Source organism: Bradyrhizobium sp. cir1 (assembly GCF_014198245.1).
GTDB lineage: Bacteria > Pseudomonadota > Alphaproteobacteria > Rhizobiales > Xanthobacteraceae > Bradyrhizobium.
This window is the reverse complement of the sequence record NZ_JACIHE010000001.1, coordinates 779,711-799,396: the sequence shown is the minus strand read 5'-3', so window position 1 is coordinate 799,396 and position 19,686 is coordinate 779,711. Positions and strand designations below refer to the sequence as shown.

The 19,686-nt window shown below is 64.7% G+C and carries 19 protein-coding genes; 8 read left to right on the top strand and 11 right to left on the bottom strand.

What is annotated here, in order from left to right:
• Position 1 precedes the first annotated feature (1 nt).
• The 3 genes from GGD63_RS03890 to GGD63_RS03880 all read right to left on the bottom strand — a co-directional run bounded on the left by GGD63_RS03890 (position 2) and on the right by GGD63_RS03880 (position 3,649).
• Complete coding sequence (locus GGD63_RS03890; RefSeq protein ID WP_183239699.1) at positions 2-2,194, bottom strand: RNA degradosome polyphosphate kinase; 2,193 nt, start codon at positions 2,192-2,194, stop codon at positions 2-4.
• Between the two features lie 142 nt (positions 2,195-2,336).
• The gene (locus GGD63_RS03885) at positions 2,337-3,014 is read right to left on the bottom strand and encodes a DnaA ATPase domain-containing protein (RefSeq protein WP_183239552.1); all 678 of its coding nucleotides are present in this window, start codon (positions 3,012-3,014) and stop codon (positions 2,337-2,339) included.
• Between the two features lie 92 nt (positions 3,015-3,106).
• On the bottom strand, positions 3,107-3,649 hold the full coding sequence (locus GGD63_RS03880) for a CDP-alcohol phosphatidyltransferase family protein (RefSeq protein ID WP_183239551.1): 543 nt from the start codon (positions 3,647-3,649) through the stop codon (positions 3,107-3,109).
• Positions 3,650-3,803: 154 nt separating this feature from the next.
• Here GGD63_RS03880 and purM point away from each other — a divergent pair, with 154 nt between their 5' ends.
• On the top strand, positions 3,804-4,877 hold the full coding sequence (gene purM, locus GGD63_RS03875; RefSeq protein ID WP_183239550.1) for a phosphoribosylformylglycinamidine cyclo-ligase: 1,074 nt from the start codon (positions 3,804-3,806) through the stop codon (positions 4,875-4,877).
• Positions 4,877-5,530, top strand: a complete 654-nt coding sequence (purN, locus tag GGD63_RS03870) for a phosphoribosylglycinamide formyltransferase (protein ID WP_183239549.1) — start codon at positions 4,877-4,879, stop codon at positions 5,528-5,530. Before purM ends, purN begins: the two co-directional genes overlap by 1 nt.
• 91 nt (positions 5,531-5,621) lie before the next feature.
• Here the strand turns inward: purN and GGD63_RS03865 are convergent, their stop codons facing one another.
• Positions 5,622-5,828 (bottom strand): cold-shock protein, encoded by a 207-nt coding sequence (locus GGD63_RS03865; protein WP_008551638.1) that lies wholly within the window; start codon positions 5,826-5,828, stop codon positions 5,622-5,624.
• 373 nt (positions 5,829-6,201) lie between these two features.
• Between GGD63_RS03865 and GGD63_RS03860 the strand changes: the two genes are divergently transcribed.
• Positions 6,202-7,389 (top strand): autotransporter outer membrane beta-barrel domain-containing protein, encoded by a 1,188-nt coding sequence (locus tag GGD63_RS03860; RefSeq protein ID WP_183239548.1) that lies wholly within the window; start codon positions 6,202-6,204, stop codon positions 7,387-7,389.
• A 1-nt stretch (position 7,390) separates the two neighbouring features.
• On the opposite strand, the gene GGD63_RS03855 is transcribed toward GGD63_RS03860, so the two are convergent.
• Entirely contained in the window at positions 7,391-8,431 is a 1,041-nt protein-coding gene (locus GGD63_RS03855; protein WP_183239547.1) for a LysR family transcriptional regulator, read from the bottom strand.
• A gap of 74 nt (positions 8,432-8,505) precedes the next feature.
• Here GGD63_RS03855 and GGD63_RS03850 point away from each other — a divergent pair, with 74 nt between their 5' ends.
• The 5 genes from GGD63_RS03850 to GGD63_RS03830 all read left to right on the top strand — a co-directional run bounded on the left by GGD63_RS03850 (position 8,506) and on the right by GGD63_RS03830 (position 12,100).
• Positions 8,506-9,117 carry a hypothetical protein gene (locus GGD63_RS03850; RefSeq protein WP_183239546.1) on the top strand — a complete coding sequence of 204 codons (612 nt, stop codon included), beginning with the start codon at positions 8,506-8,508 and terminating at the stop codon, positions 9,115-9,117.
• Complete coding sequence (locus GGD63_RS03845; RefSeq protein WP_018645421.1) at positions 9,104-9,724, top strand: GNAT family N-acetyltransferase; 621 nt, start codon at positions 9,104-9,106, stop codon at positions 9,722-9,724. Before GGD63_RS03850 ends, GGD63_RS03845 begins: the two co-directional genes overlap by 14 nt.
• A gap of 25 nt (positions 9,725-9,749) precedes the next feature.
• Positions 9,750-10,313, top strand: a complete 564-nt coding sequence (locus GGD63_RS03840; RefSeq protein ID WP_183239545.1) for an isochorismatase family protein — start codon at positions 9,750-9,752, stop codon at positions 10,311-10,313.
• Positions 10,314-10,343: 30 nt separating this feature from the next.
• Positions 10,344-10,514, top strand: coding sequence for a hypothetical protein (locus GGD63_RS03835; protein WP_183239544.1), 171 nt, complete (start codon positions 10,344-10,346; stop codon positions 10,512-10,514).
• 203 nt (positions 10,515-10,717) lie between these two features.
• Complete coding sequence (locus GGD63_RS03830) at positions 10,718-12,100, top strand: aspartate aminotransferase family protein (protein ID WP_183239543.1); 1,383 nt, start codon at positions 10,718-10,720, stop codon at positions 12,098-12,100.
• Positions 12,101-12,289: 189 nt separating this feature from the next.
• Here GGD63_RS03830 and rnd read toward each other — a convergent pair whose 3' ends face one another.
• The 6 genes from rnd to GGD63_RS03800 form a co-directional block, all read right to left on the bottom strand.
• A complete protein-coding gene (gene rnd, locus GGD63_RS03825) occupies positions 12,290-13,438 on the bottom strand; it encodes a ribonuclease D (protein ID WP_183239542.1) in 1,149 nt (382 codons plus the stop codon).
• A 408-nt stretch (positions 13,439-13,846) separates the two neighbouring features.
• Positions 13,847-15,169, bottom strand: coding sequence for an ABC transporter substrate-binding protein (locus GGD63_RS03820; protein ID WP_183239541.1), 1,323 nt, complete (start codon positions 15,167-15,169; stop codon positions 13,847-13,849).
• Positions 15,170-15,180: 11 nt separating this feature from the next.
• The gene (locus GGD63_RS03815) at positions 15,181-16,050 is read right to left on the bottom strand and encodes a carbohydrate ABC transporter permease (protein WP_183239540.1); all 870 of its coding nucleotides are present in this window, start codon (positions 16,048-16,050) and stop codon (positions 15,181-15,183) included.
• Positions 16,047-16,997: a carbohydrate ABC transporter permease gene (locus GGD63_RS03810; protein ID WP_183239539.1), complete on the bottom strand. Its 951-nt coding sequence runs from the start codon at positions 16,995-16,997 to the stop codon at positions 16,047-16,049. The genes GGD63_RS03815 and GGD63_RS03810 overlap by 4 nt, the downstream gene beginning before the upstream one ends.
• Position 16,998: 1 nt before the next feature.
• Complete coding sequence (locus tag GGD63_RS03805) at positions 16,999-17,850, bottom strand: phosphodiesterase (RefSeq protein WP_183239538.1); 852 nt, start codon at positions 17,848-17,850, stop codon at positions 16,999-17,001.
• Between the two features lie 208 nt (positions 17,851-18,058).
• On the bottom strand, positions 18,059-19,531 hold the full coding sequence (locus tag GGD63_RS03800) for a YdiU family protein (protein ID WP_183239537.1): 1,473 nt from the start codon (positions 19,529-19,531) through the stop codon (positions 18,059-18,061).
• Positions 19,532-19,686 lie beyond the last annotated feature (155 nt).

Here is a 19,686-nt window from a genome sequence, read left to right as displayed (position 1 = left end):
ATCAGGATTGATGACGTTCATTCCGGCGCGTGAGACGGCGCGGCGAGGATTCCTTGAGCGACTTTCCACGGCCAGACAGACTCGGATTTGTCATGAAGTAGTTGTGGACGTTGAAAGGCTCCTCGCCCTTCGCGGCCTTCATACGCGTTGAGGACCCGTCCGGCAACAACTGCCAGCTCTGCTCATTGTCTTTCAGATTCGCGACCATGATCTGTTCGAGAACCTGCTGATGCACCGTGGGATTTTGCAGCGGACACAGCACCTCGACGCGGCGGTCGAGGTTGCGCGGCATCATGTCGGCCGAGGAGATATACACAGCCGCTTTCGCGCTCGGCAGGCCCTGGCCCATGCCGAAGCAATAGATTCGGCCATGTTCCAGGAAGCGTCCGATGATGGACTTGACGCGGATGTTCTCCGACAGGCCGGGAATGCCGGGCCTGAGGCAGCAGATACCGCGCACCACCAGCTCGACCTGCACGCCGGCCTGCGAGGCCTCGTAGAGCGCATCGATGATGTCGGGGTCGACCAGCGCATTCATCTTCATCCAGACCGCGCCGGAACGGCCGTGCCGCGCATGCGCGGTCTCGCCCTGGATGTGCTCGATGATGCGCTTGCGCAGCGTCAGCGGCGAGACCGCCATCTTTTCCAGATCGCTCGGCGCCGCATAGCCGGTGATGAAGTTGAACACGCGCGCCGCATCGCGCCCGATGGTCGGATCCGAGGTGAAGTAGGAGAGGTCGGTATAGATACGCGCGGTGACCGGGTGGTAGTTGCCGGTGCCGGTATGGACGTAGGTCGTGAGGCTGCCGCCCTCGCGGCGCACCACCATCGACAGTTTTGCGTGCGTCTTCAATTCGAGGAAGCCGTAGACGACCTGCACGCCGGCGCGCTCGAGGTCGCGCGCCCAGCGGATGTTGGCCTCCTCGTCGAAGCGCGCCTTGAGCTCGATCAGCGCGGTGACGGACTTGCCGGCCTCGGCGGCCTCGGCGAGCGTGCGCACGATCGGCGAGTTGTTGGAGGTACGGTAGAGCGTCTGCTTGATCGCGACGACGTCAGGGTCGCGCGCGGCCTGCTGCAGGAACTGCACGACGACATCGAAGGACTCATAGGGGTGGTGGACGATCAGGTCCTTCTGCCGGATCGCGGCAAAGATGTCGCCGCCATGCTCGCGCACGCGCTCGGGGTGGCGCGGCACGTAAGGGGTGAATTCGAGGTCGGGCCGGTCGAGGCGGGTGAGCTGCGAGAGCTCGTTCATCGCCTGCACGCCGTCGACCAGGAACACCTCGTCGTCGGCGGCCGAGAGCGCGTGCTGCACGAAGCTGCGCAGCTCTTCGGGCATCTTGGCGTCGATCTCGAGCCGGATCACCGATCCGCGGCGGCGGCGCTTCAGCGCGGTCTCGAACAGGCGGACGAGGTCTTCGGCCTCTTCCTCGATTTCGAGCTCGGAGTCGCGGATGATCCGGAAGGCACCCTGGCCGTGCAAATTGTAGCCGGGGAACAGGCGATTGATGAACAGGGCGGTCGCCTGTTCCAGAGAGATCAGCCGGACGGCCTTGCCGTCGGCCGGCAGGCGGATGAAGCGGTCGATCTTGCCGGGCATGCGGATCAGCGCGTTCATCTGCCTGCCGTCGGCAGCGCGGGTGAGCTGGAGCGCGATGGTGAAGCCGAGGCTCGGAATGAACGGGAAGGGGTGGGCCGGGTCGATCGCCAGCGGCGTCAGCAGCGGGAAGACGTTGTTGAGGAAGTAGTCCTCGACCCAGGTCCGTTCCGCCTTGGTGACGTCCTTGCCGTCCACCAGGACGATGCCGACATCGGCCAGCGTGCCGCGCAGATCGCGCCAGATCGCCTGCTGGTCGGAGGCGAGCTGGGACACGGTGCGGTTGATCAGCGCGAGCTGCTCGGACGGTGTCAGGCCGTCGGGGCTGCGCTCGGCAATGCCCTCGCGCACCTGGGCCTTGATGCCGGCGACGCGGACCATGAAGAATTCGTCGAGGTTGTTGGCCGAAATCGACAGGAATCGCACCCGCTCCAGCACGGGATGGCTGGGATTGACCGATTCCTCCAGGACGCGGCGGTTGAAATGCAGCCAGGACAGCTCGCGGTTGATGAACCGTTCGGGGCTCGATGCGATCGCCGGAAGGGCCTCGGTCTCCGGAGCTTTTTCTTTTATTTCAACGGCTTGCGCAGAGTCCATGAGAAGTCGATCCATCCATTTCACCCCAATCTGCGACTTATGCGCAAAACCGGCGGGAGCATGTGTTAGAGCGATGACGTTTCGATGACATTGATGTTCCGCCGCTTCGCGCCGTCAAGCGGCGTTGCAACCCGGGCGGGGGTCAGGCGTCCCGCAGCAGCTCGGCGGCCAACGCCCTTGTGACAGGGCGGCCGAGGCGCAGGGCCTCGCTGTCGAGCAATTCCACGGCCTGCCGGGCGGCCGCCGAGGACCGCTCCAGCCGGGTGGCGAGGTAGCCGACCACGCTCTCGTCCACGGTGAGCTGGCGGTCGGCGCAGAATTTGACGATCAGGCCGCGGAACAGCTGGTCGTCGGGCGGCTGCAGCGTGACGACAGGCACGGTCCGCAGCCGCGAGCGAAGATCGCGGAGCTCGATATCGAGCGAGGCCGGTGCGTCGCGTCCGGTGAAGAGGACGTAGGCGCCGTCCTCGCGGGCGAGATTCATCAGATGGAAGAGGGCGCGCTCGTCGAAATTCTTCGCCTTGAGATCCTCGACCACCAGGGCGCCGGTGGCGAGCGCGGCCGGAACGCCCGCGGCGGTCAGTGCACTGGCCGTGGTCGAGCGGGCCCCGGCCTCCTCGGCCCAGATCGCGGCCAAATGGCTCTTGCCGCTGCCTTCGGGGCCGGCCAGCCACATGATGCGGTTCGGCCATTCCGGCCAGCCGTCGATCAAGGCGAGGCCGGCGGCGTTGGCGGGTCCTTCGAGGAAATTGTCCCGGCTGAGGCTCTCCGCGTGCGGAAGCGAAAACGCCAATTGTCGGGGGTGAACGCGGCCTGCCACGCTTGCTTTGCTCCATGCCGGCGCGCCGGCTTCGCTTGAAAGATTCGAGTTAATCGAGCGGGAGTTGGCCTTTTGCGAAGCCGCATCCCACCTCATTTGGCCTCGATCGTGCTCATGTGCCGCAGCCACTCGACGAGGTAGAGCGATACGGAGGAGAGCGTGAAGACCGTGACGAGGCCCATCATGATTATATCATAGGGCGCAGGCTTGAAGCCGAAGGCAAGAGACGCCAGCACCAGGGCGGCGTAAGCGACCTGGGCAACTGTGTTTAGCTTGGATACTTTCGACGGCTTCATCGCGACCGGCTTGTCGAACAGCCAGGACACGATCACTGCGGTGACGATCATGATGTCGCGCGACACCACCAGGATCACGACCCAGCGCGGGATGTCGCCCCAGATGCCAAGCGCCAGGTAGATCGACACCAGCAGCGCCTTGTCGGCGAGCGGATCCAGCAGGGCACCGAGCTCGCTCGTCATGTTGAAGCGCTTGGCCAGGAAGCCGTCCACGGCGTCGCTGATGCCGGCAATCAGGAAGACGGCAAACGCCACCTCCATTTGGCTCGACACGATGGCCCAGACAATGATCGGGACCAGCATGATGCGGCCCAGGGTAATGATATTCGGAATACTCACGCAGCGCTTCCCGGCACCGGTTTCACCTCAAATCCGGCCCGTTGCAGGCTGAACCGGTTGATATGTCTACATAGTATAGGCAGGAGCGCCATGCGAGCCATTGCGCGTCCCCGGAATTCGACGTAACCAGCCGGAAACCCACTGGAAATCGGGCATGACCGACCGCAAAAACGGCCTCACCTACGCCGATTCAGGCGTCGATATCGACGCGGGCAACCGCCTGGTCGACCTGATCAAGCCGATGGTGCGCGCCACCGCGCGCCCCGGCGCCGACGCCGAGATCGGCGGCTTCGGCGGCCTGTTCGACCTCAAGGCGGCCGGTTTCAAGGACCCTGTCCTGGTTGCCGCCACCGACGGCGTCGGAACCAAGGTGAAGATCGCGATCGAGACCGGCCTTCATGGCGGGATCGGCATCGACCTCGTGGCCATGAGCGTCAACGATCTCGTGGTGCAGGGCGCCGAGCCGCTGTTCTTCCTGGACTATTTCGCCTGCGGCAAGCTCGACCCGGAGGCCACCGCCGCGATCGTCGCGGGCGTCGCCGAAGGCTGCCGCGAATCCGGCTGCGCCTTGATCGGCGGCGAGACCGCCGAGATGCCCGGCCTCTACAAGGACGGCGATTACGACCTCGGCGGCTTTGCCGTCGGCGCCGCCGAGCGCGGTACGTTGTTGCCGCGCAAGGACATCGCCGCGGGCGACGCCGTGATCGGCCTTGCCTCGTCGGGCGTGCATTCCAACGGCTTCTCGCTGGTGCGCAAGATCGTGGAACAATCCGGCCTCGGCTTCGAGGCGCCGGCGCCGTTTGCCCCGGTGATGACGCTCGGCGGCGCGCTGCTGACGCCGACGAAGCTCTACGTCAAATCCTGCCTGCGGGCGATCCGCGAGACCGGCGCGGTGAAGGGGCTCGCCCACATCACCGGCGGCGGCTTCACCGACAACATTCCGCGCGTCCTGCCGAAGGGTCTGGGCGTCGGCATCGATCTGGCGCGCCTGCCGGTGCTGCCGGTGTTCAAATGGCTGGCGGCGCAGGCCGGCATCGCCGAGCTCGAGATGCTGCGGACCTTCAACTGCGGCATCGGCATGATCGCGATCGTCGAGCCTGACAAGGTCGATCAGGTGATCAAGGTGTTCACCGGCGCCGGCGAGACCGTGGCGCAGCTCGGCACCGTGATTCCGGCCGAGGGCGAGCACCGCGTCGTCTATAACGGTCACCTCGATCTGGCGCTGTGATGAAGCGCCGCGTCGCCATCCTGATCTCCGGTCGCGGCTCCAACATGGCCGCGCTGATCAAGGCAGCAAGCTCGGCTGATTTCCCGGCGGAGATTTCGCTCGTGATCTCAAACAAGGCCGATGCGCTCGGGCTCGAACGGGCCAAAGCGAGCGGCGTCAACACGCTGGTGATCGAGAGCAAGCCGTTCGGCAAGGACCGCGCCGGCTTCGAGCAGGTGCTGCAGGCCGCGCTCGACCAGCACGGCATCGAGCTGATCTGCCTCGGCGGCTTCATGCGCCTGTTCACGGCCGAGTTCACCAAGGCCTGGTACGGGCGGATGCTCAACATCCATCCCTCGCTGCTGCCTTCGTTTCCGGGCTTGGACCCGCACGGCCAGGCCCTGCGCGCCGGTGTGAAACTGTCCGGCGCGACGGTGCACTTCGTCATCCCCGAGACCGATGCCGGCCCGATCGTGATGCAGGGCGCGGTTCCCGTCAGCGACCACGACACCGCCGACACGCTGTCGGAACGCATCCTCGAAGTCGAGCACCGCATCTATCCCGAGGCGCTGCGGCTGCTGGCGACCGGCAAGGTCCGGATCGAGGGCGATGTCTGCAAGACGACGGGAAGCTCTGCGTCGGAGAATTTCTTGATTGCGCCGGTAGCGACCTGAAGCGCCGTCGCGCTTCGCCCCGCCCCAAACAAAATCCCCCGGCAGAGCCGGGGGCAACGTCATGATCTCTCGCGCGTCGCTTTGAGAGAAATCAGGAAACCTTGAGGTTCTCCGCGGATGATTTGCCGCGGTTTTCCACGAGGTCGTATTCAACCACCTGGTTTTCGTTGAGGGTCGAGAGTCCGGCACGCTCGACCGCGGAGATGTGGACGAACACGTCCTTGTCGCCGCCGTTCGGCTTGATGAACCCATAGCCCTTGGTCGGGTTGAACCATTTGACGGTGCCCTTTTGCGGCATCGCTAGTCTCCTCCACTAGAAAGAAAAAAGACGCGGCCGCTTTTTCGCGTGCCACGCCACAAACGGGCTTCCGGAAGTCTGTTCGAATCTCAACGTCACGAAACGCACAGTCGAGCGGCCAATTCCGATTGTGTCGGATATTGCAACATGAAAATCGGCCGTTAGCAAGCCGCGCGCGAATTTCAAGACCGGGGCGGGTGCCATCGTCTGCTATTTGCGACCTGTGGCCGCGGAACCACAATCGGCGGCAATAGCCTCGCCGACAGCGTGCCAACCCGTTGACCCTTCGTGGCAGTTCGGCACAAATCGCCGCACACGCGAGCCGCTCGTGTTGCATTTTTGCGGACCGCCATTTGCTTCGGGATTAGTCGTCATGCGCTGCAGCTCGCAGCCCTCAGGGACACGGCAGACGATCGGGCTGAACCGCGTCCGCCGGGTCGCGGCAGCGGTCGCCAGGACCTTTGCGGCCAAGATCCTTGCCGTCATGGCGCTTGTGCTGGTCGTGACGATCTCGGCGGCGGCGCCCGTCCTCGCGCAAAGTCCGACACCCACTCCGACCCCGACGCCCACGCCGTCGCCGACCCCGGTCCCGATGCCCACCTCGACCAATTACGATCAGTCGGCCGGCAACAGCATGCTCAATTTCGGCTCGGGATTTCTGGAGCGGCTGGGCAACCAGGCCTCCAATGGGTTCGACCGGTCGTTCCGGACCAATCCCGGCGGCGGCGGCGCGTCCGCGAGCACGGAAGATCCTCGCTACCGCACCTGGTTCGAGGGCTACGGCATCTCGGTCCGCACCGACGCGCAGGGCGACTTCGTCGGCGACAGGCGCAAGACCTTCGGCGGTGTCGCCGGCTTCGGCGCGCGGATTGCGCCGGGTGTCAATCTCGGTTTCTCGATCGATCAGAGCCACACCGACATCGACGTGCCGCTCGCGCTGCAGTCGGCCACGCTCGACCTGACCCAGCTCGGCTTCAACGGCTCGGTCGACAAGGGCCCGTGGACCTGGGCCTTCGCGGTGGTTCACGGGTTCGGCAAGGTCCATTCCAGCCGGGATACCGGCTTCGGCCTTGCCACCGCCGGCTATCGCGCCGCGGTTGACGGCGCGCTGACCGAGGTCAGTTACTACTGGACCAGGGATCAGATGCGCATCGTGCCCAAGGGTGCGCTCGAATATGTCCGCGCCACCAGCGCGGCGTTCCAGGAGGCCGGCGGGCTCGATCCGCTCAATGTGGGCTCGACGGCGCTCTCGCGCGCACGTGTCATGATCGGGGCCGAGATCGGGCGCTATTTCATCTTCGACCAGAAGATCCTGGACCTGTCGGCCTACGGCAAGTTCGTCGACAATTTCTACCAGAACCTGGGATCGGTGCAGGTCAGCCTCGGGACCCAGAGCATCATCGTCCCCGGCATCGGCGAGAGCCGTTACGGCATGGATGCGGGCGGCTCGGCCTCGCTCAGCCTGACCAACACTGCGCGGCTCTACATCAACTACGATGGCAAGTTCCGCAACGAGCTCACCTCGCACCAGGGCACGGTCGGCTTCGAATACAGATGGTGACTCACGTCGGCGTCGCCGCGACGTAGCCCGTCAATCCGAACCCCTCGCGCGCGGCCGTCATCATCGGCACCAGCGCGTCCGGATGGATGAACTCGTCGCGGAAGCAGGGATAGGTTCTGGGATCGAAGATCTTCTTCAGCCAGTCGACCACGATCTTGTGGCGCTCGGAGGTGCGAAACTCCCTGTGATAGGTGAGCCAGAGATCGGCGTGGTGGCTCACGCCGAGATCCACCGCAACGAGCGGTGCGCCGAGCGCGATCGACACGGTCGGCAGGAAGCCGATGCCGGCGCCGCGCTCCACCGCATAGAGCACGCCGACGGAGGAATTGGTCTTGATGCCGACGATGCCCTCGAGCGATTTCAGGCCGAGCACGCGCGCATAGGCGCCGTCGTCGACCTGGGGCGCGCTCTGCTTGATGATGCGATGGTCTTTCAGATCGGCCAGGGTTGCCGGCAGGCCATACAGGTTCTCGTACTCCTTTGAGACGAAGGGATAGATGTGCAGGCGGCCGAGCTTGGCGACGATCAGATCGGGATTGGTCGGCGGTTCGAGCTGGATCGCGATATCGGATTCGAGCCGCGCGACGTCGGCCTGCTCCATCGCGCAGCGCAGGTCGACGGTGATCTTGCGATAGGTCTTCTGGAAATCGATCAGGCGCGGCAGGATCCAGAAATTGCCGGGGCCTTCCGTCACCGCGACGCGCACGGTGCCCGACGTATCGTTCGACGAGCGTGAGGCGCGGCGGAAGACGTTGAAGGCGTGACGCTCCATGTGCGCGACGTCGGCAATCATCGCGGTGCCTTCGTCGCTGAGCGTGAGCCCGCTCTGGTCGCGCAGGAACAGCTTGCAGCCGATGCTCTCTTCGAGCCGATCGATCCGGCGCATCAGCGTCGTGGAGGTGAGGCCGAGCTCTTCGGCGGCGTTGCGGAAACTTTTATATTTTGCGCACGCTAAAAACAGCTTCAAATCATCCCAGGACGCGCCCAGGGCTTCTTCACGGTGCTGCATCATCGCAGCACCCCGGTGCAATAACTGGTGCATACTCCTGATCCCCAACCGCTAAGCTCGGCATAGCGGGGCATGAAAGTCGCAGACGATAGAGGGGCGATCTCGGTATGGAAAGGGGCTCGTTTGCCGCAAGGCATGATTTCGACGCGCTGCCGCTCAGTCCTGAGGTCGACGTCCGTTGCGCGCAATTTTCCGAAATTGCGGCGCTTTCGGAGATGGCGCACCGGCTGGTGCCGGGCGTGCAGATCGGGACGGCGGAGCTTGCGAGATATTACACGTTCGATCCCCAGAGCATCCTGACATTCAGCCGGAAGGGCCGTCTGCTCGGCGGCATGGCCTTCCTGTTTCTCAACGACCGCGGACACGATGCGCTGCTGCTCGATGAGATCTGCCTCACCGCGCCCGAGACGCACTATCTCGCTTCCGCGCGGGAAGACGTTGCTGCGATCTATATCTGGGCGATCGCCGCGACGGGGCGCGGCATCGCGGGTCTCGGCAAGGCCGCGGCTCATCTGCGACAGGTAAGATTTCGCGGCGCGGATTGCTATGCGCAACCGTCAACCGTGGCCGGACGCGACATCATGAAAGCGACCGGATTCGAACCGGTCCCGAGCTTCCAACCCGACCTGTGGTGCTACGAACGCCCCTGGCATCGGCAGCCGATGCACATGCCGGGCGCGATCATCCAAGCAAGGAGTTTTGCAGATGCACGGCACTAGGATTCCTCTCGCCAAGCCCGACTCCCGCGCCATCACCATCCGCCTCGCGCGCGATCCCAGCGATCTCATGCTGGTCACCGCCATTCGCTCGGCGGTCTATCTTGCCGAGCAGGATTGTCCGTTCGAGGAGGAGTTCGACGGCAACGACATGGTCGCCGCGCATTTCATCGGCTACGTCGGCAACGAGCCTGCGGGTTGCCTGCGGGTGCGCTTCTTCGGCGATTTCGCCAAGGTCGAGCGGCTCGCGGTGCGGCATCAATACCGGCGCTCGCGCGTCTCCTTCAAGCTGGTGCAGGCGAGCGTCGACTATGTGAAGCGCAAGGGCTTTCGCAAGATCTACGGCCAGGCGCAGGACCGGCTGGTCGATTTCTGGGCCCATTTCGGCGCCAAGCCGCTCGGCCACAACCGCAAGATCACCTTCTCGGATTTCTCCTACACGGAGATGCTGCTCGAGATCGAACCGGGACCGGACGCCATCACGCTGGACAGCGATCCTTACGTGATCATCCGTCCCGAGGGCGATTGGGACCGGCCGGGCGTGCTTGATGCCTCGGCGGGGCGGGCGGTGACCTCGCCGCTGCGGGACCTCGCACTCGCCGATCGCTGAAACTGGTGCAGTCAAACGCAACACAATGCTGGCTTCCATCACCGACGACCCGCCGATCCTGGTCTGTGCGGATCTCCAGGTCGAATATCTGACCCCCGGGCGGCGCCACGTCATCCTCGACGGCGAGGCCGCCACCATGCGCTGCCTGGAACTCCTGACGCTATGGCGCGACCGGCTTTGGCCCGTGATGCATCTGAAGCGTATCGCCCAGGCCGCCTGGTTTAATCCGGCATCGAGGCTGACCGATTGGATCGCCGAGGCGAAGCCGCGACCCGGCGAGATGACATTCGAGCACCCGCTGCCCTCGGCCTACAGCTCGTCGCGGTTCGTGGATTACATGTCCAATATCCGCAATGGGCGCTGCGTGCTGATCGGCTTCTCGCTGGACGAGACCATCCTGGCCACCGCGGTAGACGGGTTTCACCGCAGCCATCGCTACCAAATGGTTGCCGATGCCGTGGCCTGCCGGCAGCCGGGACTGGGCGATGCCGCCGCCTATAAGCAAGCGGTAGTGAATGTTGTCGGAAACTTTGCTACAATCCAATCCAGCGCCGAACTGATCAAGACCAGCGGCGCCGTTGCGGTGTAGACGGCTGCGACCGGCGGATGGGGTGGGACATTGTCACGGGGAGAAGAGCTCAAGGAGCTGGTGGGCGAGCTGTCGCGCGCAGCCGAGAGGGCGCGCCGTATCGGCCTGCCCACGACGGTCTATCTGCTTTCGATGGCGCTCGTCGAGGTGAGGGAGGCCGCTGCCGCCGCCGACGATGGCGATGACGACAGCGCGGCCTGAGAACTGCCAAATCTGCAGGCTACAAGTCCGCGAGCTACAAGTCTGCAAGCTGCCCGTGTGCGGCTTTCTGCAACGCTGCTGAGCGCTTGCTGCCGATGAATTGGCGTTGCAAGTTTTGTCTCGTCGCAATAGCCAAGTAACTCGATCATTCATCAAGTGACGAAGCTGGCCGCGCCGGCGACGCGACGACAAGGATTTCGCAAATGTCCATGCTGCCCAATTCGCAAGAGGCCCGGGATGTGGCCTACCAGCTCCATCCCTACACCAACGCGCGCACCCATCAGCAGGCCGGTCCGCTGGTGATCGAGCGCGGCGAAGGGCCTTACGTGTTCGATGCGGCGGGCAAGCGCTATTTCGAGGCGATGGCGGGCCTGTGGAGCGTCGGGCTCGGCTTCAACGAGAAGCGTCTGGTCGAGGCGGCGCACAAGCAGATGCAGGCGCTGCCGTTCTATCACACGTTCTCCGCCAAATCGCACGGACCCTCGATCGATCTCGCCGAGAAGCTGGTGGCGCTCGCGCCTGTGCCGATGAGCAAGGTGTTCTTCACCAATTCCGGCTCGGAAGCCAACGACACCGTGCTGAAGCTGATCGCCTATCGCTCCAACGCGCTCGGTCAGCCCCAGCGCAAGAAGGTGATCAGCCGCCTGCGCGCCTATCACGGCGTCACCATCGCGTCGGCCAGCCTCACGGGCCTGCCGAACAACCACCGCTCGTTCGACCTGCCGCTGCCGAACATCCTCCACACCGGCTCGCCGCACTTCTACAAGGACGGCGCGCCTGGCGAGAGCGAGGAGGCGTTCGCCACCCGCCGGGCCGAGGAGCTCGACGCGCTGATCCAGAAGGAAGGCCCGGACACGATCGCCGCGTTCTTCGGTGAGCCGGTGATGGGCGCGGGCGGCGTCATCGTGCCGCCGGCGACCTATTGGGACAAGATCCAGAAGGTGCTCAAGAAGTACGACATCCTGCTGGTCGCCGACGAGGTGATCTGCGGCTTCGGCCGCACCGGCAAGATGTTCGGCTGCGAGACCTATGGCATCAAGCCCGACGCGATGGTGGTCTCCAAGCAGATCACCTCGAGCTATTTCCCGCTCTCGGCGATCATGATGAACGAGCGCATGTTCGAGCCGATCGCGGACGAGAGCAACAAGATTGGCGTGCTCGGCCACGGTTTCACCGCGGGCGGCCATCCCGTCGGCTCCGCGATCGCGCTGGAGAATCTCAAGATCATCGAGGAGCGCGGCTTGGTCGCGCATGCCGCCGAGCTCGGCGCTTACATGCAGGGCAAGCTGCGTGAGCTCGCGAGCCACCCGCTGGTCGGCGAGGTCCGCGGCGTCGGCATGATCGCAGCACTCGAGCTGGTGCTCGACAAGGGCCGCAAGACGGCCGCTAGCACGCCTGGCGCGGTCGGCGGCATCGCCAGCCGCATGCTGCAGGAGCGCGGCGTGATCTCCCGCAACATGCTGGACGCCATTGCCATCTGTCCTCCGCTGATCGTCAACAAGAGCCAGATCGACGATCTGGTCACCGCGATCGCAGGCGTGCTCAATGACATGAAGGCGGAAGTGGCGAAGCTGACGCCGGCGTAGCTGCACTTCGTCTAAGACCGTCACCCTGAGGTGGCCGCTTCTTCAGCGGCCCTCGAAGGGCGACGGCCCGGCTGCAGCAGCGGGGCGTTCATCCTTCGAGGCTCCCCGTGCGGTGCTTTGCACCGCACGGCTCGCGCCTCAGGATGACGGTCTTACAGTTGTTGTGCGTTGGCGATTGGCGGCTAGGTCCTACGCCCGCTGAACCCCGATCACGCGGCCTTTCTCGATCGCCAGCGCCAGCTCGCCGCGCTTGAGCTTCAATGCGGCCTCGCCGAACAGCTCGCGGCGCCAGCCGCGCAAGGCGGGCACATCGGCCTCGTCACTGGCTGCGATCTCTTCGAGATCGTCGACCGTGGCGATCACCTTGCTGGCGACCGCATGGCGTTCCGCGGTCATGCGCAGCAAGACCTTCAGCAGCTCGACGATGGCCGCGCCGTTGGAATTGTTGCGCGGCTTCTCCAGCTTCGGCAGCGTCGAGAAATCCCGCGCCAGCCCGCGCTCGACCGCGGCGACGATGTCCGCGCCCCATTTGGATTTCTCGAAACCCTTAGGCACCGAGCGCAGATGGGCGAGCTTTTCCAGCGTGTTCGGCGCATGCGTTGCGATATCGCTGATGGCTTCATCCCGCAGCACGCGGCCGCGCGGCACATCGCGGCTCTGCGCTTCCTGCTCGCGCCAGGCGGCGACCTCCATCAGGACGGCGAGGTCCTTCGGCTTGCGCACGCGCGTCTTCAGCCGTTCCCAGGCCCGTTCGGGGTGGAAGTCGTAGGTCCTGGGCGAGGTCAGGATCTCCATCTCGATCGAGACCCATTCGCTGCGGCGGCGCTTCTTCAGGTCGGCATCGAGCGCGGCGAAGACGTCGCGCAGATGGGTGACGTCGGAGACCGCGTAGTGCATCTGCTCCTTGGTCAGCGGCCGGCGCGACCAGTCGGTGAAGCGGTGGGTCTTGTCAGGGCGGTGCCCGGCGACCTTTTCGACGAGAGCGTCATAGGCGATGCTGTCGCCGTAACCGAGTACCATGGCGGCGACCTGGGTGTCGAACACCGGGTGCGGGATGATGTTGGCCTGATGCCAGATGATTTCGATGTCCTGGCGGGCGGCGTGGAAGACTTTCAGCACGCCCTCATTGGCCATCAGCTCGAAGAACGGCTTGAGGTCGATACCCGGGGCGAGGGCGTCAATGACCACGGCTTCCTCGGCGCTGGCCATCTGAACCACGCATAGCAGCGGGTAGTAGGTGGTTTCGCGCAGAAACTCGGTATCGACGGTAATGACGGGGTGCTTGCCCAGCCGGCTGCAGGCAGCCGCGAGGTCAGCGGTGGTGGTAATCAAATCCATGAACGGCCCATGACACTTGATATCAGCCGTTCTGCCGAAAGTGCTGTGATGTCAAGGGCCTTGGAGCGAATTCGAGCCTCGCATAGGGCCGGAATCGTCTCTTTCCGACGAAATTCCTATTCGTAACGGATCCGGTGCGAGGATTTGCGGGCGCAGGGCAGCGCCACCACGACCACGCACATGGCAACCAGGGCCAGTCCCAGGAACTCGAAAACCAACAGATCCACGGCGAAATCTCCAGAAACATTGATAGATTTGTCGGGGGTGCGTTGAGGGTCTGTTAATTGCAATGGTTACCGGCGGCGGGCCGGGCCGGATGGTGGACGAGGGGTTAATGGGGGCCCGAAACGCACTCGGCGCCCCGCATGGCGGAGCGCCGAAATTTGTTCGCGCGATGAGCTGCCGGCCTTACGGCAGCTTCAGCGAGGTCTCCGCGTTGTACGGCTTCAGCGTCTCGTCGGCGGCCTTCTGGGCGGCGGCGAGGGCTTCCTTCGGCTGCTTCTTGCCGTTGAGGACCAGCATCACCTCGTCCTCGAGGTTCTTGCGCACAGGCACGGTCTTGTAGGTGGCGAACCAGGGCTTGGCGACGTCGAGCTGCTCGACGGCGGTCTTGGCGTCCGGGTTCTTGTTCAGGAAGTCGACCATCTCAGGCGTCTTGTAGGCGGCCATGTTGGGCGCGAAATAGCCGGTGGCGCGGCTCCACCAGCCGCTCTTCTCGGGCGAGGTCATCCACTTGATCAGCGTCCAGGCGGCCTTCTGCTTGTCGGCCTCGAGGCCTGCCGGCATGATCAGCGAGGCGCCGCCGATCGGCACCGCGTTGCGGACGTTGCGCGGGATGAAGGCGACCTTGTAGGCGAACTTGGCGTTGTCGCGCACGTAAGTGAGCGAGCCCGTCGACAGCATCATCATCGCGGCATTGCCGGAGATGAAGGAGGTGCTGACGGCCGGACCAGGCGTGGCGCCGGGGGCGTGGACCTTGTGCTTATAGACGAGGTCGTTCCACCAGGAGAGCGCGCCAAGCATCGAGGGCGTGTCGTAATAGACCTCGCCGCCGAACTCCTCGTTGTAGTAGCGCCCGCCATTGCTCATGGTGAGCGTTTCCATCATCCAGCCGCAATAGTCGTAGGCGCACGGGATCGCGATGCCCCATTGGGTCACCTTGTCGCCCTCGCGCTTGGTGAGCTTCTTGGCCCAGTCGGTGAGCTCAGCCCAGGTCTGCGGCGGCTTGTTCGGATCAAGGCCGGCTTCCTTGGCCTTGTCGGCGTTGATGTAGAGCAGCGGCGTCGAATTGTGGAACGGCACGCCGTAGACCGAGCGGTTGATCACCGCGTTGCCCTGCAACGCCGGGAAGAACTGGCCCAGGAACTGGTCCTTGGTGGTGCCGTCGGCGGCGATCAGGCTGTCGAGATTGGTGAGCTCGTTCTCGATCTGCATGTCGAGCAGGAAGTTCGCCGACATGATCACGGTGGCGGGCGGCTTGCCGGCCTTGATCGAGGCGCGCGTCTTGATCAGCGTGTCGTCATAGGAGCCGGTGTAGACGGCAGTCGCCTTGATCGCCGGATGGGTCTCGTTGAACTCCTTGATCAGGGTGCCCATGTCGCGGGCGAGCTTGCCGTCGACGGGGACGGGGAAGAACAGATCGATCTCGGTCGGACCTTCGCCGGCGAGGGCCGGGACGGCGAGGGCGCCTGCCATAGCAAGGCCGAGCAGGAGCCTGCGGGAGAGCAGCATCGGAAAATCTCCTATTTGATGCCTGAGGTGACGAAAGAGCTGATGAAGCGCTTCTGGAAGATCAGGAAGGTGACGAGCAGCGGCGCGATCACCATGAGCGTGCCCGCGGCGATGGTGCCCCAGGCCTGGGTGCCTTCGGCGGTCTTGGTGAATACCGAGAGGCCGACCGTGAGCGGCCGCTTGTCCGGTGAATTGATCACCATCAGCGGCCACAGGAAGTCGTTCCAGTGGCTGGTCACGGAGATGATGGCGAAGGCGGAGAAGCTCGGCATCGACAGCGGCACGTAGATGTGGCGGATGCGCTGGAACAGGCTGGCGCCGTCGATCAGGGCTGCGTCTTCCAGCTCAGTCGGGATCGCCTCGAACGCCTGGCGCATCAGGAAGGTGCCGAAGGCCGAGGCGAAGAACGGCATCATCACGCCGGCGAGCGTGTCGTAGAGACCGAGCTGCGCCACGAGCTTGAGGTTTGGCACGATCAGCAGCACCGGCACCAGCATCAGCTGCATCAGGAACAGGTAGAAGATGAGCGTCTTGCCGGCGAAGTTCAGCCGCGCGAAGGCAAAGCCCGCCAGCGTGATCGTGACGAACTGCACCAAGAGGATGCCGGTGCAGATGATCGTGGTGTTGAGGGTGTAGCGCGGGAAATCGCCGATCTCCCAGGCGTCCCTGACGTTGTCGAGCGTCGGCTTCAGGCTCGGCATCAGCTCGGCCATGGCGTTGATGCCGTCGGAGACGGGGCGCAGCGTCGCCACGCCCATCCACAGGAACGGGATCAGCCAGACGATCGCGAGCAGCACGGTCAGCAGGAAGCCGAGCTTGGGCGTGATCTCGCCGCGGGTGGCGAGCGGGGCGTCCTTCCACAGCGCATCGAACAGCTTCATGGCCCGCCCTCGCGGTTCGCCATGGTGCGGAAGGACAGTGCGGTGAGTCCCATCAGCGCGGCGAGGGTCAGCAGCGTTGCCGCCGAGGCCTTGCCGACGTCGTAGTGCTCGACCGCCTGCTGGTAGATGTAGAACAGCACCAGATTGGTCGAGTTGGACGGCCCGCCCTGGGTCATGACGAAGACGTGGTCGACCTGCGTCACCGCGTTGAGGATCGCGATGACGGTGACGAACAGGAAGGTGGGCTTGAGCTCCGGCAGGATGATGTAGCGAAGCCGCATGAACGGCCCCGCCCCGTCGAGATGCGCGGCCTCCATCACGTCCTCGGGCACGGCCTGAAGGCCGGCGAGGAAGAACAGCATGTAGTAGCCGGCGTTCTTCCAGACCGTGATGACCATGATCGCGTAGAGCGCGATGTCGGGATCGCCGAGCCAGTTCGGCAGCACCGGCAGCAGCCGGCCGATGTAGTAATCGAGCAGGCCGACATTGGGCAGGAAGATGAACAGGAACAGCGCTGAGGCCGCGACCATCGGGATCAGCACCGGCAGGAACAGCGCGGCGCGCAGCGCGCTGTTCACGGCATGGGTGCGTGACAGCGCCAGCGCGAACAACAGTGCAAGGGCGATGCTCGGCACCACCGTGCCGACGGCGTAGATCAAATTGTTGACGACGGCGCCGGTGAAGGCGGGGTCGGCCAGCACAGCGCTGATGTTGTCGAGGCCGACGAAGCGGACCGGCGCCTTGGGCGTGGCGCGCTGATAGAGCGCGTCAATGAGGACGCGTCCCATCGCGCCATAGGTGAACAGCGCGAGGAAGACCAGCGAGGGCAACAGCAGCAGATAGGCGGGCAGCGAGGCTTTGAAGCTGCTGGTGAAGCGCTTCAGGACGTGCAGGCGCGGTGCCGCCGACGTCGCGACCGGGAGAGCCGCGGGTTCAGCGAGGCTCATCTCATCGCGCCGGGAAATTGAGCGCATAGTCGCGGCCGTCCACTCCTGCCGGTGGCTCGAAGGGGAAGCGCAGACTCTGGTCGAGGAAATCGTGGCTGTGCACGACCAGGTTCTCCTGGTCGATCAGCACGACGCCATAGGCCGGCGGCTCGTGGCTGGCGAGATGCTCGGCGGCGGCAGCGTCGAGCTCGAACCAGACCTGGTGGTTGGTGCCGCGCAGCGTCGAGAACGGGATCTTGCCGTAGCTGCCGAAGATCGGCCGGTGCACATGGCCGAAGAAGAGATGGCGGATGCGCGAGCGGTAGGGCGCGATGACCTCCGCAAATTCGGCGCTCTGCTTCAGCGCGATCTCGTCCATGGCGTGGACACCGACCGGGAAGGGCGGATGATGCATGAACACGACGAACGGCATGTCCGCCGGCGCTGCAGCCAGCGTGCTCGCGAGCCAGCCGAGGCGCCTCTCGCACATCTCGCCGGCGTGGCTGGTCTCGTCCAGTGTGTCCAGGAACACGAACAGGCCGTGCTCGGTGGTGCGCGTGCCCTGCACAAAGCCGTTGGCATCGCGCGGTGCGGACCGCAGGCCGTCGAGACAGGCGACGCGCTTGTCGTGATTGCCGACCATGGCGATGTACGGGATTTTCAGCGCGGCCATGGCGTCGGCGAAATTGGCGTAGGATTCAGGCTCGCCCCAATGGGTGAGGTCGCCGGTCACCACTGCAAACGCAGCGTCGGACTGGTGCTTGTTGATGTCCGCAATCGCCGCATCCAGCCGGGCGCGCGGATCGAGCCCATAGAGCGTCAAGCCGGGGTTCGCCAAATGCGTGTCGGTGAGATGGATGAATTTGAAGGGCATGGCACGCTGTCAGGCTGTTGGAGGATGGGCGCCTCCGGCAGGACGGCCCTGCCAGCCCGTTAGAGCCCGTGTGTTTCAGTTTGATGACAGCGGTTCCCGCGGACGGGACGTGTCCACAGCGCGCGCAAAGAATGGTGGACCAGCCGAAGGCTAGTCCATCTCAGTGAACCCACTTCAAGTTGTGTGATTGAACGACGCTGGGATTGGATCACGTCCCGCAAAACGTCTGCAGCACCCGCTGATCCGGCAGCGGTGGATCGGCGTAGGCCGCGTAGTCGGGCTGGTCCTCGTAAGGTTTTGCCAACACCTTCACCAGTTCCTCGAACGGCGCGTAGTCGTCGTTGTTCACCGCGGCCTGGATCACGGCCTCGACGCGGTGGTTGCGCGGGATGAAGATCGGATTGACGGCGTGCATGGCGGCTTGCCGCTCGGCTGCGGACTGCGGCTCCAGCGCGATGCGCTCGCGCCAGCGCTTGGCCCACTCGTCAAATGCTGCGGGGTCCATGAACTGCGCGCGCACATCCGCAGCCTCATCGCCTGCGGCGTCGCCGAGCTTGCGGAAGGTGAGGGTGAAGTCGGCCTGGTTCTTCGCCATGGCATCCAGCAGGTCCTGGATCAGTGCGTCGTCGCCGTCGCGCTCCGTGAACAGGCCGACCTTCTTGCGCAGGCCTGCCTGATAGGCGTTGCTGAATATCTCGGCGAAGGCGCCGAGGATCTCCTGCGCCTCAGCGACCGCCTTCTCCTGGTCGTCGGAGAACAGCGGCAGCAGGCATTCGGCGAGGCGCGTCAGATTCCACAAGCCGATGCGCGGCTGGTTGGCATAGGCGTAGCGGCCCATCTCGTCGATCGAGGAAAACACCTGCGCGGGATTGTAGGCGTCCATGAAGGCACACGGGCCGTAATCAATGGTCTCGCCTGATATCGAAGAGTTGTCGGTGTTCATCACGCCGTGGATGAAGCCGATCAGCAGCCAGCGCGCGATGAGGTCGGCCTGGCGCGCGACGACGGCAGCGAGCAGGTCGTGATAGGGCCGCTTCGCATGGAGCAGATCAGGGTAGTGCCTGACGATGACGTGATCGGCGAGCCGGCGGATCGCTTCGGTGTCGCGGCGGACGGCAAAGAACTGGAAGGTCCCGACGCGGATGTGGCTGGAGGCGATGCGGGTCAGCACCGCGCCGGGCAGGGCGGTCTCGCGGATGACGTGCTCGCCGGTGACGACGGCGGCGAGCGAGCGCGTGGTCGGGATGCCCAGAGCGTACATCGCTTCGCTGACGATGTATTCGCGCAAGACTGGCCCGAGCGCCGCACGGCCGTCGCCGCGGCGGGAGAACGGGGTGGGGCCCGAGCCCTTGAGCTGGATGTCGCGGCGGATGCCGTCTTTGTCGATGACCTCGCCGAGCAGGATGGCGCGGCCGTCGCCGAGCTGGGGCACGAATTGCCCGAACTGGTGGCCGGCATAGGCCATGGCGATGGGATCGGCCCCGGCGGGAACCGTCTTGCCGGCCAGGATCTCGGCGCCTTCCGGGGTCTCCAAGAGGTCTGGATCGAGCCCAAGCTGGACCGCCAGCGGCCGGTTCAGCTTGATCAGCCGGGGGGCGGCGACAGGGGTCGGCGCGACGCGGGCAAAGAAGCTGTCCGGCAGCGCCGAATAGGAGTTCTGGAAGGGGAAATGGACCGTCATGGCCTCAAGATAGGGCTGGAACGGCCATCGGCAAAGGCTCGGGCCCTGATCGGCCAAAAATGGGCGCTTTCAGCCCAAATCAGGGCGTTCCCTTGGTTGCCGCCTTGGGCCTCGTCGGGTAAACCCTGCCGCAACTTCGGACCGGTCGTTTCAGG